At 71.6% G+C, this 15,360-nt stretch carries 14 protein-coding genes and 1 tRNA gene; 10 read left to right on the top strand and 5 right to left on the bottom strand.

The features are described from left to right. Nucleotides 1-45 precede the first annotated feature (45 nt). The gene (locus ACF07B_RS18170; RefSeq protein WP_392179619.1) at nucleotides 46-1,533 is read left to right on the top strand and encodes an aminopeptidase P family protein; all 1,488 of its coding nucleotides are present in this window, start codon (nucleotides 46-48) and stop codon (nucleotides 1,531-1,533) included. A 156-nt stretch (nucleotides 1,534-1,689) separates the two neighbouring features. Here ACF07B_RS18170 and ACF07B_RS18175 read toward each other — a convergent pair whose 3' ends face one another. Continuing rightward, on the bottom strand, nucleotides 1,690-2,514 hold the full coding sequence (locus ACF07B_RS18175) for a triphosphoribosyl-dephospho-CoA synthase (RefSeq protein ID WP_392179620.1): 825 nt from the start codon (nucleotides 2,512-2,514) through the stop codon (nucleotides 1,690-1,692). A gap of 327 nt (nucleotides 2,515-2,841) precedes the next feature. Beyond that, the gene (locus ACF07B_RS18180) at nucleotides 2,842-3,297 is read right to left on the bottom strand and encodes an ATP-binding protein (RefSeq protein ID WP_369481928.1); all 456 of its coding nucleotides are present in this window, start codon (nucleotides 3,295-3,297) and stop codon (nucleotides 2,842-2,844) included. 251 nt (nucleotides 3,298-3,548) lie between these two features. On the opposite strand from ACF07B_RS18180, the gene ACF07B_RS18185 reads away from it, so the two are divergent. The 9 genes from ACF07B_RS18185 to ACF07B_RS18225 all read left to right on the top strand — a co-directional run bounded on the left by ACF07B_RS18185 (nucleotide 3,549) and on the right by ACF07B_RS18225 (nucleotide 13,819). Further along, nucleotides 3,549-4,400, top strand: a complete 852-nt coding sequence (locus ACF07B_RS18185; protein WP_392179621.1) for a hypothetical protein — start codon at nucleotides 3,549-3,551, stop codon at nucleotides 4,398-4,400. A 225-nt stretch (nucleotides 4,401-4,625) separates the two neighbouring features. After that, nucleotides 4,626-5,360: a YcnI family protein gene (locus tag ACF07B_RS18190; protein ID WP_392179622.1), complete on the top strand. Its 735-nt coding sequence runs from the start codon at nucleotides 4,626-4,628 to the stop codon at nucleotides 5,358-5,360. A gap of 166 nt (nucleotides 5,361-5,526) precedes the next feature. Next, nucleotides 5,527-6,186: an SCO family protein gene (locus tag ACF07B_RS18195; protein WP_392179623.1), complete on the top strand. Its 660-nt coding sequence runs from the start codon at nucleotides 5,527-5,529 to the stop codon at nucleotides 6,184-6,186. After that, a complete protein-coding gene (locus ACF07B_RS18200) occupies nucleotides 6,183-6,665 on the top strand; it encodes a copper chaperone PCu(A)C (RefSeq protein WP_392179624.1) in 483 nt (160 codons plus the stop codon). Before ACF07B_RS18195 ends, ACF07B_RS18200 begins: the two co-directional genes overlap by 4 nt. Before the next feature lie 13 nt (nucleotides 6,666-6,678). After that, a complete protein-coding gene (locus ACF07B_RS18205; RefSeq protein ID WP_392179625.1) occupies nucleotides 6,679-8,703 on the top strand; it encodes a copper resistance CopC/CopD family protein in 2,025 nt (674 codons plus the stop codon). Nucleotides 8,704-8,710: 7 nt separating this feature from the next. Next, nucleotides 8,711-10,030 carry an iron uptake transporter deferrochelatase/peroxidase subunit gene (efeB, locus tag ACF07B_RS18210; RefSeq protein ID WP_392179626.1) on the top strand — a complete coding sequence of 440 codons (1,320 nt, stop codon included), beginning with the start codon at nucleotides 8,711-8,713 and terminating at the stop codon, nucleotides 10,028-10,030. A gap of 153 nt (nucleotides 10,031-10,183) precedes the next feature. Continuing rightward, on the top strand, nucleotides 10,184-11,119 hold the full coding sequence (gene pheA, locus ACF07B_RS18215) for a prephenate dehydratase (RefSeq protein ID WP_362403926.1): 936 nt from the start codon (nucleotides 10,184-10,186) through the stop codon (nucleotides 11,117-11,119). Between the two features lie 571 nt (nucleotides 11,120-11,690). Continuing rightward, nucleotides 11,691-12,968 carry a serine--tRNA ligase gene (gene serS, locus ACF07B_RS18220; protein WP_392179627.1) on the top strand — a complete coding sequence of 426 codons (1,278 nt, stop codon included), beginning with the start codon at nucleotides 11,691-11,693 and terminating at the stop codon, nucleotides 12,966-12,968. Further along, nucleotides 12,965-13,819, top strand: a complete 855-nt coding sequence (locus ACF07B_RS18225; RefSeq protein ID WP_369481937.1) for an HAD family hydrolase — start codon at nucleotides 12,965-12,967, stop codon at nucleotides 13,817-13,819. The genes serS and ACF07B_RS18225 overlap by 4 nt, the downstream gene beginning before the upstream one ends. 61 nt (nucleotides 13,820-13,880) lie before the next feature. Here ACF07B_RS18225 and ACF07B_RS18230 read toward each other — a convergent pair. From ACF07B_RS18230 to ACF07B_RS18240, 3 genes are all read right to left on the bottom strand, one after another. Further along, nucleotides 13,881-13,967: transfer RNA gene (locus ACF07B_RS18230), tRNA-Ser, on the bottom strand. A gap of 261 nt (nucleotides 13,968-14,228) precedes the next feature. Beyond that, nucleotides 14,229-14,504, bottom strand: a complete 276-nt coding sequence (locus tag ACF07B_RS18235; protein WP_392179628.1) for a hypothetical protein — start codon at nucleotides 14,502-14,504, stop codon at nucleotides 14,229-14,231. Nucleotides 14,505-14,635: 131 nt separating this feature from the next. Continuing rightward, on the bottom strand, nucleotides 14,636-15,355 hold the full coding sequence (locus tag ACF07B_RS18240; RefSeq protein WP_362403914.1) for an ABC transporter permease subunit: 720 nt from the start codon (nucleotides 15,353-15,355) through the stop codon (nucleotides 14,636-14,638). Nucleotides 15,356-15,360: the final 5 nt, after the last annotated feature.

Genomic DNA, 15,360 nt, shown 5'->3' on the forward strand with positions numbered 1-15,360 from the left:
GTCCGTACGATGGGGAGGTCCAAAGTCGTATGAAGGAGGCAGACCGTGTCGGAGGCGCTCACCCCGGAGACCCCGGAAGCCGTACTCGACGAAGCCGCTGACGAAGCGGGCGAGGAAGAGCCCATCAAGCAGCGCAAGAACGGCCTGTACCCGGGCGTGTCCGACGAGCTGGCCGACAGCATGAAGTCCGGCTGGGCCGACACCGAGCTGCGGGACCTCGAACCCGTCGCCCAGGCCGGGTACACCGCGGCCCGCCGCGCCGCACTGTCGGCGCGCTTCCCGGGCGAGCGCCTGGTGATCCCCGCGGGCAACCTGAAGACCCGCTCGAACGACACGGAGTACCCCTTCCGTGCCTCCGTCGAGTACGCGTACCTCACCGGCAACCTCACCGAGGACGGCGTCCTCGTGCTGGAGCCAGCCGCCGAGGGCCACAAGGCCACGATCTACCTGCTGCCGCGCTCCAACCGTGAGAACGGCGAGTTCTGGCTGTCCGGGCAGGGCGAGCTGTGGGTCGGCCGCCGCCACTCCTTGGCCGAGGCCGAGCGGCTGTACGGCATCCCCGCCTCCGACGTCCGCGAGCTGCCGGCCGCGCTGGCGGAGGCCGCCGGTCCGGTCCGCGTCGTACGTGGCTACGACGCCGCGATCGAGGCCGCGCTGACCGACAAGGTCACCCGCGAGCACGACGACGAACTGCGCGTCTTCCTGTCCGAGGCCCGGCTCGTCAAGGACGAGTTCGAGGCCGGCGAGCTGCAGAAGGCCGTCGACTCCACCGTGCGCGGCTTCGAGGACGTCGTGAAGGTCCTCGACAAGGCCGAGGCCACCAGCGAGCGCTTCATCGAGGGCACCTTCTTCCTGCGCGCGCGGGTCGAGGGCAACGACATCGGCTACGGCTCGATCTGCGCCTCCGGGCCGCACGCCTGCACGCTGCACTGGGTGCGCAACGACGGGCCGGTCCGCTCCGGAGATCTGCTGCTGCTGGACGCGGGCGTGGAGACCCACACCCTCTACACCGCCGACGTCACGCGCACGCTCCCGGTCAACGGCACGTTCACGGAGATCCAGAAGAAGATCTACGACGCCGTGTACGACGCCCAGGAGGCCGGTATCGCGGCCGTCCAGCCAGGCGCCAAGTACCGCGACTTCCACGACGCCGCGCAGCACGTGCTGGCCGAGCGTCTCGTCGAGTGGGGGCTCCTCGAAGGGCCCGTCGAGCGCGTCCTGGAGCTCGGCCTCCAGCGCCGCTGGACCCTGCACGGCACCGGCCACATGCTCGGCATGGACGTCCACGACTGCGCCGCCGCGCGCACCGAGACGTATGTCGAGGGCACGCTGGAGCCGGGCATGTGCCTGACCGTCGAGCCGGGCCTGTACTTCCAGGCGGACGACCTGACCGTGCCGGAGGAGTACCGCGGCATCGGCGTCCGGATCGAGGACGACCTCCTCGTCACCGAGGACGGCAACCGGAACCTGTCGGCCGGCCTGCCGCGCCGCTCGGACGAGGTCGAGGCCTGGATGGCATCCCTCAAGGGCTGACGCCGCGCCCGCGAGGGCGGATACGAGACCGATGGCCGGGCACCTTCCGAGGCACCCGGCCATCGGTGCGTCCGGGGTCGGCCCCCGGACCCCGACGCGCCCAGGGGCGGATTCCGGTTCGGTGCCGGAGTGGATCTGGGTGGGGTGGACGGGGCGTCAGGCGCGTGGGGGCGGCAGCGCGTCCACGAACAGCGCGCCCGCGAGCAGGCCGCCGCTGCCCCGGGGGCTCCATCCGCGCGTGTGGAGGTCCTCGTCGAGGACGGCCAGGCCCGAACGCCCCGCGTCCGTGGACGTACCCCCCGCTTCGAGCACCCCCCGGGCGCCGGCCTGGACATGGCGGAGGCCATGGGGTCCTGCCGTGTACAGCAACTCGGTGTCCTGGAGCGTGGCCATGACGGCCATAAGCGCGTCGAGCCGGGCGCACGGTTCGGACGCGCCGGCCGCCCGGGCGGTGGCGAGCGCGTCCAACGCCCTGCGCACGTGCGGGAACCCGGCACGCGCCTCACCGCGCGCACCGGCCGCGCCGTACGTCGCGGAGACGGACGAGCCGCGGGAGGGCCGCCGCGGTGCCCGCCGGTCGGTGTGCGCCGCGATCCGCTTGGCCGCCGCGGTGACATCGGCTCCGGTGGCCCCGGGGTCCAGCGCCGTCGCGGCGACCAGCAGCCCGAGAACCCACAGGGCACCGCGGTGGCCGCCGCCCGTCAGGGCCACCGAGTGCTCGGTGCACCGGCCGATCGAACCCAGCTCCGCGCGGAGTTCGGGCGTGGCACGGCCGGTGCGGCGGGCGGCGGCGGCCATGGCCGCGAGGCCGGGGGTGAGCGCCTTGGCTGACCAGCGCAGGGAACACAGATCCCGCCGGGTGGCCCGCGCGCGGAGGTCACGGGGGTCGGGCAGTCCGGGTTTGGGGGTCAGTTCCAGCTGCCGGGTGAGCGCGGCCACCGCGGCCCGCGCCAGAACCTCGTCGTCCTCGCGGCTGCTCATCGACGTAACCCCTTCTCATGACGACGCCGGCGGGAAGGCGGCAGAGCCGGGGCCGGCCACGTGCGAAGGGAACCTAGACCCGCCGGCTCTCAAGAACCTGGGCGCGCGCTGTCACTGGCCTGTGGACTCCGGGAGGGGCGAGAAGCCGAGGGCCGGGGCGCGTGGCACGGAGGCCCCGCCGGATTCCACCCGGCACGGCCGGACGCCGGCACCCTCCGGCACGGCCGGACGCCGGCGCCCTCCGGCACGACCGGACGCCGACGCCCTCCGGCACGGCCGGACCTCGTCGCCGTACGGCGCGTCAGGCCGGGAGGCGCGTACGGCGCGTCAGGCCGGCAGCAGCGAGGGGACCGTCTTCCATTTGAGGATCTTGTCGAAGCTCACCACCGCACCACCGCGCCCCGGCCTGTTGCCGATGTGGACGTGGTCGGCGAGCTCCCGGATCAGGCACAGCCCCCGGCCGTGCTCCGCGTCGTCACCGGCCCGGCGGAGCAGGGAGCGGGCGTTCCCGGCCGGGAAACCCGGGCCGAAATCGGTGACTTCGATGCGGAACTGGTCACCGTCGAGGTAGGCCGTCACGCGGTACGCCTCGCAGGAAGAGTCCCGCATGTCGTCCCCGCCGTGTTCGACGGCGTTGGCGCAGGCCTCGGTGAGAGCGACGGAGAGGTCGTACGAGATGTCCGGGTCGACACCCGCGCTCTCCATCGTGCCGAGCAACAGGCGTCTGGCGAGCGGAACACTCGCAGCCTCGCGCCGCAGATGGAGTGACCACCAGATGCTCATGCTCCAGCCTCCCGGCCGCGGCTCGACATACCGTTACGTATTGCCGCAACCGCCCGTGCGCAATCGCATACACGACGTGATGCCGCCCATACGGCCGACGCGCTCACATGAGGCGGCGGTGTATGCGCGAGCGATCCGGCGCCCGACGACGGCCCTTCGGCCGACCGCCGTCCGGCGGACGGACCGGTCACAAGCCATCAATCGGACCTGCCGTACGGGGCGTCGGGGCCCAGTGCGATGATGAGCCCGCCATGACTGCCCCCCACCAGCGTTCGGCGCGCTCCGGAGCAGGCCTCCGGACCCTGAGGGCCGCGGTGTTCGCCGCGGTCTGCGTCGTGCTGGCCGCGGCCGGTCACGGGATCGCCTCCTGCGCCACGGTCCCCCTGTGGACGCTGGGCGCGGGCTTCGTCGCGGTCTTCGCGGTCGCCGCGGCGCTGGCGGGCCGCGAACGCGCGCTGCCGGGCATCGTGGCACTTCTCGCGCTCGGCCAGACGGTGCTGCACACGCTCTTCGGACTCGGTCTGCGGACCGGTACGACGGGCACCGGGTCGTCGATGGGCGCGATGGCGCCCGGGATGCCGACGTCCGACGCCACGCTCGTGGAGCGGGCCGCCCGCCTGGTGTGCGGGACGGCCGCGGCGGCGATCAGCCCCGCCCAGGCCATGAAGATCCTCGCCGACGCGCGGATCGACACGGGTATGACCGGCATGACCGGCATGACGTCGTCCATGCACCATGCCGGGGACGCCGTGCCCACCGTCGCGGGGACCCCGATGCCGGTGCTGCCCTCCGTGTCGATGCTGCTCGGCCACGTGCTCGCGGCCGTCGCCGCCGGATGGGTGCTGCGCCATGGCGACCTGGCCCTCCTGCGGCTCATGCGCCTGTCGGCGCAGGGCGTCACGGAAGCGGCGCTCGTACGCTCCTTGCGAGCCGCCCTGACCCTCGTACGCGCCCTGCGTACGGGACTTCCCGGGGCACCCGAGATCGCGCGCACGCCCCACACCGCGCTGCTCGCGCCCCTCGCTCCCCGGACGACCGCTCTTCAGCACACCGTCGTCCGGCGCGGGCCCCCCGCCTCCACCGCGTTCACCCTCGTCGCCTGACACGACGCGCCGCTTCACGGAGATCCACGGAATTCCCCGGTCCCGGAGTCCTCGACCCCACGGACCGCACGGGCTTCACGGACCTTCTCGAAGGGGACGCGGTCGTGCCGCACGCGCGCGTGCCCGCCGGGTCTCCCCGGGGTGCCACTCTCGCCCCTTCCACGGGACACCGAGGCGCCCGCGCGTCCCCTTCGTCACCGGACTGAATGTGGAGTGTTTCCTTCCATGAAGGCTTCTCGCCTCGCCGTCGTCGGCACCGCCGCCGCCACCGCCGTTCTCGCCCTGTCCGCCCCCGCGTTCGCTCACGTCAGCGTGCAGCCCGAGGGCGCGGCCGCCAAGGGCGGCTACACCGTCGTGAACTTCAAGGTGCCCAACGAGCGCGACAACGCCTCGACCACCCAGGTCGAGGTGAACCTCCCGGCCGACCATCCGCTGGCCTCCGTCATGCCGCAGCCGCTCGACGGCTGGACCGTGAAGGTCACCAGGTCCAAGCTGGACAAGCCGGTCACCGCGCACGGCGAGAAGATCAACGAGGCCGTCACCAAGGTCACCTGGACCGCCGACGGCAAGGGCATCGAGCCGGGCTTCTTCCAGAAGTTCCCGCTGTCCATCGGCGCGCTGCCCGAGGACACCGACTCGCTCGTCTTCAAGGCGATCCAGACGTACTCCGACAAGGAGATCGTGCGCTGGATCGAGCCGCAGAAGGAGGGCGCCGAGGAGCCCGAGCACCCGGCTCCGACGCTCGTGCTCACGGCCGCGACCGAGGGCGGCCATCACGGGTCCGCCGCCGCGGAGGACGCCGACCACACGGAGGAGACCGCCGAGCACACCGACGAGGCGGCCTCCGCCACGGACAGCAGCGACACCACCGCGCGCGTCCTCGGCGTCGCGGGCATCGTCGTCGGCCTGGCGGGCGTGGCGTACGGCGTCCTGGCCGGCCGGCGGCGTACGAACGCCTGAGGTGCCGGCACACACCTGAGGCACGGAGACACACACGCTCCTGGTGGGCACCGGAGGGTCACGGACGCGGCCGCGCGGACCTGCTCCCGGTCCCGCCCGGCCCGGCCCCGCGGCCGCGTCCGACCCCCGGTGCCCACCGGAGCGCTCACATCTGGGACATTTTTCTATGCGCAAGAAGACGTACGCGATGACCGCCCTGTTCGCCGCCGCCGCTCTGGCCCTCTCCGCCTGCGGCAGTGGCGACGACGGCGCCGGGAACGAGCCGGTCGCCGCCGTGTCCGCCGAGGCCGGCTCCACCAAGGCCGCGACGGTCCTCGACAACCCGTTCGAGAAGCCGGACCTCGTGCTCACCGACACGACCGGCAAGAAGTACGACCTGCGCGCGGAGACCAAGGGCCGTCCCACGCTCGTCTACTTCGGCTACACCCACTGCCCCGACGTCTGCCCCCTGACGATGAACAACCTCGCCGTCGCCAAGAAGCAGCTCCCGAAGGCCGAACAGGACAAGCTGCGCGTCGTGTTCGTCACCACCGACCCGGCCCGCGACACACCCGCCGCGCTCGGCACCTGGCTCAAGGGCATCGACCCCGACTTCATCGGCCTGACCGGCGACTTCGCCACGATCCAGGCCGGTGCCCGCCGCCTCGGCATCACCATCGAGCCGACGACCAAGGACAAGAACGGCAAGACCGTCTCCGTGCACGGCACCCAGGTCATCGCCTTCTCGCCGAAGACCGACGCGGGTTATGTGCTGTACGGCGAGGGCGCCACCGTCGGCGACTACACCAAGGACCTGCCCAAGATCGCCGAGGGGAAGACCCCGTGAGCCGCCGTACGGGCCGCCGCGCGGGACTCCTCGCCGCCTGCTCCCTCGTCATCGCCGCCACCGGGACCCTGGCGGGCTGCGGCTCGGGCGACTCCTCGTCCCCGGCCGCTCCCGAACTGGAGGTCACCGGCGCCTACATGCCCGCCCCGAGCATGGACACCATGGCGGCGGGCTTCTTCACCGTCACCAACTCCGGTGGCGCCGACGCCCTCACCTCGGTCACCAGTGATCTCTCGGACGACGTGACGATGCACGCGACCGTGGACGGCGCGATGGAGGAGAAGAAGTCCTTCACCGTCCCGGCCGAGGGCACCCTGGACTTCGCCAGCGGCGGCAACCACCTCATGTTCGCAAAGCTCGCCCACAAGCCCGGACAGGGCGAGAAGGTGTCCGTGGAACTGCACTTCGCCAAGTCCGGCACGGTCAGGATCTCCATGCCGGTGAAGCCCGCGACCTACAACCCGAAGACCGGACGCTGAGGGAGGCATCACCGTGACATCGACCATCGCCCCCCGCTTCAGGACCCTCCTGCTGCTGTTCCTCGCCGTCACCGGAGCGCTCCTGGCAGGCGCCGCGCCCGCCTCCGCGCACGCCGCGCTGACCGGAAGCAACCCCACGCAGGGATCGGTGGTCGACGAGGCACCCGCCCAGGTCTCGCTCACCTTCTCCGAACAGGTCTCGCTGAACGGCGAATCGCTCCAGGTGCTCGACCCCAAGGGCGGGCGGGTCGACGCCGGGAACGCGACCGACCTGGGCGGCGACACCTACGCCCTGAAGCTGCGTCCGGGGCTGCCCGACGGCACGTACACCGTCACCTACCAAGTGGTGTCCGCGGACAGCCACCCCGTCTCGGGCGCCTTCACCTTCTCCGTCGGCGCCCCCTCGCAGACGTCCGTGGCGGTGTCCGGCCAGGCCGTGGGGGGCGGCCCGGTGGGCTTCCTCTACGGAGCAGCGCGGTACTTCTCGTACGCCGGATACATCCTGCTCGTCGGCGGAGCCGCCTTCGTGCTGGTCTGCTGGCAGCGCGGCTCGGGCATCCGGCCGGTCCAGCGGCTCGTGGTCGGCGGCTGGCTCACGCTCACCGCCTCCACGCTCGCCCTGCTGCTCCTGCGCGGTTCCTACGTGGGGTCCGGCAAGGCGGGCGACATCTTCGACCTGACCCTGCTCGGTGAGGTGCTGCAGACCAAATCGGGCGCGGCACTGGTGTCGCGGCTGCTGCTGCTCGCCGCGGCGGCGCTGTTCATCGCCGTGCTCTTCGGCGCGTACGCCAGACGCGACGAGGACGAACGCACGACCGGAGCGGACACCGGGAGCGCGACTCCGGGCGAGGGAACGGACGCCGGCACGACGGGCACCGACGCCATGGGCACAGGGGCCACGGACGCCGAGAACCCGGACACCGAGGACCCGGACACCGAGGCCGATCACCTGGCCGCGGAGAAGAACGACCTCACCTTCGGGCTCGCCGTCGGCGGCTCGGTCGTCGCGGCCGGCCTCGCCGCGACCTGGGCCATGGCCGAGCACGCCTCCACCGGTGTCCAGCCCGGCATCGCGATGCCCGTCGACGTCCTGCACCTGCTGGCCGTCGCCGTCTGGCTCGGCGGTCTCTCGGCACTGGTGGTCGCCCTGTTCCGGGCTCCGGCCTCGGCCCCCGTCGAGGCGACGGCCGTCCGCCGCTTCTCCCGTCTCGCGTTCGGCGCCGTCCTCGTGCTGGTCGCGACCGGGATCTACCAGTCGTGGCGCCAGCTCGGCTCCTGGTCGGCGCTCACCGACACGTCCTACGGACAGCTCCTGCTCGTCAAGGTCGGCCTGGTGGCCGTCCTCGTGGGCATCGCGTGGATCTCGCGGCGCTGGACCGCCCAGCTGTCCGAGGTGACCGTCTCCGAGGCCGCCGCCGTCGTGGAGCAGCGCTCCGAAGTGAGGACGCCCGCCACCGTCCCCGCCGACTCCCGGCGCGCCGCCCAGCTCGCCCGGCAGCAGGCCGCCGTGGACTCCACGCGCGACAAGCGGGTCCGTGACGCCGACCCGCAGCGCTCGGGCCTGCGACGCTCGGTGCTCGCCGAGGCGGGGGTCGCGGTCGTCCTGCTCGCGGTCACGACCGCCCTGACAGCCACCGAGCCGGGACGGACGGCGGAGGCGGCCCGGCAGGCCACCGCGTCCGCCGCACAGCGCTCCGGACCGCTGTCCCTGAAGATGCCGTTCGACACGGGCGGCGAGGATGGCAAGGGCACGGTGGAGGTCACCCTCGACCCGGCCCGGGTCGGCGGCAACCAGATGCACGTCTTCGTGCTCCGGCCGAACGGCAAGGCCTTCGACGTCCCCGAGGTGAAGGTCGCCTTCACCCTCACCGCGAAGAACGTCGGCCCGCTGCCCGTGACCCCCGACCGGGTCGCCACCGGACACTGGGCGGCGAGCGGGGTACAGATCCCGATGGCGGGCGACTGGAAGATCGCGGTGACCGTGCGCACCTCCGACATCGACCAGGCGACCGTGAACAAGAACGCGCAGATCGGCTGAACTGACCATGGCTGACCAGCCCACCCCGGGGTCCTCCGCCCCCGCCGCCCGAAAGACCCCGTTCCCCGAAGCGTCCACCGGCGCAGCGTCGCCGAGTGACACTCCGCGGGGAGTCATGTCACGGCGCCGGCTGCTCGGCACCGCCGGCGCCACCGGGCTCACCCTCGGAGCGGCGGGAGCGGCCGTGGGGTACGCGGCGGCACCCTCCCCCGCCAAGCCCGTCCCGTTGTCTTCTGTCGGCGCGGACATGGCAATGTTTCACGGGAAACATCAGCCGGGCATCACCACCGCCCTCCAGGCCAGCGGCCACCTCGTCGCCTTCGACCTGACGGCGGGCGCGGGCCGCAGGGAGGCCGCCGCGCTGCTGCGCCGCTGGTCGGTGACGGCCCAGCGGCTGATGGCGGGCGAGACCGCGGCCCACGAGGACACGGACGTGGCGCGCGACGCCGGCCCGTCGTCCCTCACCGTCACCTTCGGCTTCGGACACAGCTTCTTCGCGCGTACGGGCCTGGAGAAGCAGCGGCCTGCCGCCCTGGACCCGCTGCCCGACTTCTCCTCCGACCACCTCGACAAGGCCCGCAGCGACGGCGACCTGTGGGTGCAGATCGGGGCGAACGACGCCCTCGTCGCGTTCCACGCCCTGCGCGCGATCCAGAAGGACGCCGGCAGCGCGGCGCGCGTGCGCTGGCAGATGAACGGCTTCAACCGCTCGCCGGGCGCCACCGCCGCGCCGATGACAGCCCGCAACCTGATGGGCCAGATCGACGGCACCCGCAATCCGAAGCCCTCCGAGCCCGACTTCGGCGGACGGATCTTCGTCCCCGCCTCCGGCACCCCCGAGTGGATGGCGAACGGCTCCTACGCCGTCGTACGCCGGATCCGCATGCTCCTCGACGACTGGGAGAAGCTCTCGGGCAAGGCCCAGGAGGACGTCATCGGGCGGAAGAAGTCCACGGGGGCGCCGTTGAGCGGTGGCACCGAAACCACCGCGATGGACCTGGACAGGACCGACGCCGACGGCAACCTCGTCGTGCCGATCAACGCGCACGCGCGCATCACCCGGCCCGACCAGAACGGAGGCGCCGCGATGCTGCGCCGTCCGTTCTCCTTCCACGACGGCATCGACGCCGACGGGACCCCCGACGCGGGTCTGCTCTTCGTGTGCTGGCAGGCCGATCCGGTGCGTGGTTTCGTCCCCGTCCAGCGCAAACTCGACCGCGGCGACGCGCTCTCGGAGTTCATCCGCCACGAGTCGAGCGGCCTCTTCGCGGTGCCGGGCGGCGCGGCGGAGGGCGAGTACGTGGGGCAGCGCCTGCTGGAGGCGTGACGAGGCCGTCCCGCGGTGTACTCCACGGCGGCGGCCCGTCGGCCGACGGCTCCGTACCGGGTTCCGTACCTCAGTACCGGGCTCCGTACCGGGCCCGGCGGCGGGGGTCCGCGGGCGTCGGACGGGTCGGGCGCGGCCCATTAGGGTGACGGTATGTCGGCGACGCGCTACACCTATCTCGGCCCCGAGGGTACGTTCACCGAGGCCGCCCTTCGCACGCTTCCCGAGGCCGCGACGCGGGAGCTGGTCCCCATGGTGTCCGTCCCGGCCGCGCTCGACGCGGTGCGCGGTGGCAAGGCCGCGGGCGCGCTCGTCCCGATCGAGAACTCCGTCGAGGGCGGTGTCACCGCGACCCTCGACGAGCTCGCCAAGGGCGACCAGCTGATGATCTACCGTGAGGTCGTGCTGCCGATCGCCTTCGCCCTGCTGGTCAGGCCCGGCACGGCGCTGAAGGACGTCAAGACGGTCACCGGACACCCGGTCGCCCAGCCGCAGGTGCGCAACTGGCTCGCCGCGCATCTGCCGGACGCCGTCTGGGAGTCGGCGGCCTCGAACGCGGACGGCGCCCGGCTGGTCCAGGAGGGCCGTTTCGACGCGGCCTTCGCGGGCGAGTTCGCCGCGGCCACGTACGGCCTCGAACCGCTGGTGACCGAGATCCACGACGCGGCGAACGCCGAGACCCGCTTCGTGCTGGTCGGCCGCCCGGCCCGGCCCGCCGCGCCGACCGGCGCCGACAAGACCTCCGTGGTCATCTGGCTCGGCGACGACCACCCCGGAGCGCTGCTCGAACTGCTCCAGGAATTCGCCGTGCGCGGCGTCAACCTGATGCGGATCGAGTCCCGGCCGACCGGCCAGGGAATCGGCAATTACTGCTTCTCGGTGGACGCCGAGGGGCACATCACCGACCGCCGGGTCGCCGAGGCGTTGATGGGCCTCAAGCGGATCTGTCCCCAGGTGCGCTTTCTCGGTTCCTATCCCCGGGCCGGTGTCGCCCTGGAGGACGTACGGCCCCTGCGGCCCGGAACGTCGGACCACGAGTTCTCCGCGGCCTCGGACTGGCTCGCGCGCTGCGCCGACGGCCGGTTCTGAACGGCGGATCCACACCCGTCCGGGCATTTCCCGCAGGTCCCACCTGCCGATTTCCGTCATCCACAGAGTTATCCACAGGCACGCTTCTCGACCTGGGGACAAGTCGACAACGAAGCACTACATCATCGACAAATCGGCTACTCGACCCAAGTCCGTCCACACCCTCGCACGTCCCTCTTCGTCTACCCTTTTCCATTGATCAACCCGATGGGGCTAATCATTTACACCCGAAAGTGGCTGTCTGGAGGGTTTGAACCGGGAATTCCACGGCTACCGAAGAGGGATCGGAATGATCAATTCCGACATCCACAGATCTTCCACACACCCTGTGGATAACTCGCGGAGAGGGTCGCCCCCTGTGGACAACCCGCCCGGCAAGTCCCGCCCCCGGCAAGGAAATCCGGTCAACCGGTGAAGCGCCGTCCGCCCCGTTTCAGGGAGTAGGCCCCTTTTCCTTGACGTCGCCCGGTGATCGAGAGACGCGATCCGGCATTTCACTCATACCGTGACAGCGGTCACGCTCTGGAATATCGGGTCGTTGGCCCGAAGTCCGCACCGGTAGCCTTGAGGGGTGATTGACCTTCGCCAGCTCCGTGAGGACCCCGACCGTGTTCGCGCCTCCCAGCGCGCCCGTGGAGAGGATGTCGCGCTCGTCGACTCCCTTCTCTCCGCCGACGAGCGGCGCAGGTCGTCCGGCGTCCGCTTCGACGAGCTGCGTTCCGAGCAGAAGTCGCTCAGCAAGCTGATTCCCAAGGCCACCCCGGACGAGCGCGCCGAGCTGCTGAAGAATGCCGAGCAGCTCAAGACCGACGTCAAGGCCGCCGAGGCCGAACAGAACGAGGCGGACGAGGAGACCAAGCGGCTCCTCCTCCAGCTCGGCAACCTGGTGCACCCCGACGTCCCGGTCGGCGGCGAGGAGGACTTCGTCGTCCTGGAGACGCACGGGACCATCCGTGACTTCGCCGCCGAGGGCTTCGAGCCCAAGGACCACCTGGAACTCGGCGAGTCGCTCGGCGCCATCGACGTCGAGCGCGGCGCCAAGGTGTCCGGCTCGCGCTTCTACTACCTGACCGGTGTCGGCGCGCTCCTGGAGCTCGCCCTCGTCAACGCGGCGATCGCCCAGGCCACCGAGGCCGGCTTCACGCCGATGCTGACCCCTGCCCTGGTGCGCCCGCGCGCCATGGAGGGCACCGGCTTCCTCGGCCAGGCCGCGGAGAACGTGTACCACCTGGAGAAGGACGACTACTACCTGGTCGGCACCTCCGAGGTCCCCCTAGCCGCGTACCACATGGACGAGATCCTGGACGCCGACAAGCTGCCGATGCGCTACGCCGGCTTCTCGCCGTGCTTCCGCCGCGAGGCCGGAACCTACGGCAAGGACACCCGCGGCATCTTCCGCGTGCACCAGTTCGACAAGGTCGAGATGTTCTCGTACGTCGACCCCGCGGACGCCGAGAACGAGCACCAGCGGCTCCTCGAATGGGAGAAGCAGTGGCTGACCGGCCTCGAACTGCCCTTCCAGGTGATCGACGTGGCCAGCGGCGACCTGGGCTCCTCGGCCTCCCGCAAGTTCGACTGCGAGGCGTGGATCCCGACCCAGGGCAAGTACCGCGAGCTGACCTCGGCCTCCAACTGCGACGGCTTCCAGGCCCGCCGCCTGTCGGTCCGTATGCGCGACGGCAAGAAGGTCCAGCCGCTCGCCACGCTGAACGGCACGCTGTGCGCCGTCCCGCGCACGATCGTCGCGATCCTGGAGAACCACCAGCTCGCCGACGGTTCGGTGCGGGTTCCCGAGGTGCTGCGTCCCTACCTGGGCGGCCGTGAGGTTCTGGAGCCGATCTCCAAGTGAGCAGCACCACCGGTTCGACGGGAGCGTCCGGGGCCACGGAGCCGGGAGCGTTCCCGTACAAGCTCGTCGCGACCGATCTCGACGGGACGCTGCTGCGTTCCGACGAGACGGTCTCGGCCCGCACGCGCGACGCGCTCGCCGCGGTGACCGAGGCGGGCGCGGCCCACATCGTCGTCACCGGGCGCGCGGTGCCCTGGACGCGCCACGTCCTCGACGAGCTCGGCTATCAGGGTCTCGCGGTCTGCGGCCAGGGCGCGCAGGTCTACGACGCGGGGGAGCACCGGCTCCTCACCTCGGTGACCCTGGACCGGCAGCTGGCCGGTCTGGCGCTCGCCAAGATCGAGGCGGAGGTCGGACCGCTGCTGCTGGCCGCGAGCCGCGACGGGCTCGACGGCGACGTGCTGGTCGGCCCCGGCTACCGCAGGCTGGAGGGGGCACTCCCGGTCGTCCCGCTCAGGGACGCGGCGGACCTGTGGTCGGCCCCTCTGAACAAGGTGTACGTCCAGCATCCGACGCTGACCGACGACGAGCTCGCGGCCGTGGCCGTGAAGGTCGCGGGCGGACTCGTCGGTGTCACGATGGCGGGCCCGGGAGTGGTGGAGCTGCTCCCGCTCGGCCTCTCCAAGGCGACGGGGCTGTCCCTGGCGGCCCGGCGCCTGGGCCTCAAGGCCGCGGACACCATCGCCTTCGGTGACATGCCGAACGATCTCCCGATGTTCGCCTGGTCGGCCCACGGGGTGGCCATGGCCAACGCCCACGGCGATCTCAAGGCAATCGCGGACGAGGTGACGTCCTCGAACGAGGAGGACGGGATCGCGGTCGTGCTGGAGCGGTTGCTGACGCGTCCGTAGGGTCGGCCGGACACCGGGGCACCACCGCCGACGCGGTCGTGCCCCGTGCTTGTCGGTTGTGCGGAGGATGCGCGGATCGAACGCGCGCGGGGTTTCACCCCCGACCACGGCTTAGCAAGCCGGTGCCTTTCCACTCGGCCAATCCTCCGGGTGGGCGGCCCGCGCGTGACGCGCGCTCGAAGCGGCCGCCCCGGGCAACTCCCCCTGCGAGCGGGTTCGACGGAGGGTAGTGACTACTCCGGAACCCGCCGCGGGCTGCCCTGCCGGGAACTCGACGAACTGCTCCTGATGAACATCGTCGCGCTCCTCTCCCGGAATGTGGCGCCGGCCGATGCGGCGGCGTGAACACAACCACTGTGCCCGTACGCCGACTTGGGCGCCACTGATTAAAGGCCGCCTCCGCGGGCGCTCACTTGCGGCGCCATCTGCGCCGGCGCCCCTTGCTGAAGAACCACCCCGCGGGCGGCTCGTCCGAGCGCCAGGGCTGCGGATCGGGGCCCGACTCGCGCCATCGGGCGGCGAGCATGCGCGCGCGGGCCGACGGTTCGGTCGTCTCCGCGGACCGTACGAAGTTCTCGTCGAGCACGAGGTCGTCCCACGGCTCCCCCGCCGTGTCCCCCGGCCCGTCACCGGAGCCGTCGCCGGCCTGTTCCCGGCCGCCGCCTCCTGGTTCCTCGGTCGCCATCCCCGTTCCTCCCGGCCGCGCGTCTCCGTTTCGCCCAGTGTGACCGGGCGGGGGTGAAGCCACTGTCAAGGAAAAAAAGGGGGCTCCCCGCGCGCGTGCCCGTGTCGGAACAGCGCGTGGGGAGCCCTCGTTCACTCCTCGCCGGCCAGCGTCAGCGACCGCAGCCGCTGCCCGGCGTACCAGGTGGCGAGGACGGTGACCACGATCAGCAGGACCGTCGCGGTCGACAGGCTCACGTCCGAGGTGACGATGTCGCCACCGGTCACCTTGTGGCCCACGGCGAGCGCCCACTGCTGGACGCTGAGCGTGCGCGCGCCGGACACCAGGGACCCGAACAGGGCCTCCCAGACGAGTGCGTAGACGAGCCCGAAGACCACCGCGTGCCGGGTCACGGTCCCGAGGAGCAGGAACATCGCGGCGTAGGCGATCGAGGCGACCAGGGCGGCCACGGTGTAGGCGACGGCGATCTGCTGGCCGTTGCCGTTGAGGATCATGCCCGCGATGAAGGTCGGCACCGCCGAGAAGGCCATGGTGACGGCGATCGCGACGATCAGCTTGGTGAAGATGATCGTGGGCCGCTTCAGGGGCTTGGCCAGCAGATACACCACCGAGCCGTCGTCGATCTCGGGTCCGATCGCGCCCGTGCCGGCGATGACGCCGATGATCGGCACCATCGTGGCGAGGGCGAACCCGCCGAGCAGGTCCGAGGCCACCTGGTCGTCGGCTCCGGAGAAGCTCCGGACGGCCACGGAGATCACGATGAGCAGGACGGGCAGAACGCCGAGGATGAGGGCCCTGCGGCGGCCGAGCAGGCCCCGGTAGGTGAGCCGGGCGACTGTGGGGTCGTACATCTTCG

Source organism: Streptomyces sp. NPDC015532, from assembly GCF_043078065.1.
Taxonomy (GTDB): Bacteria; Actinomycetota; Actinomycetes; order Streptomycetales; family Streptomycetaceae; genus Streptomyces.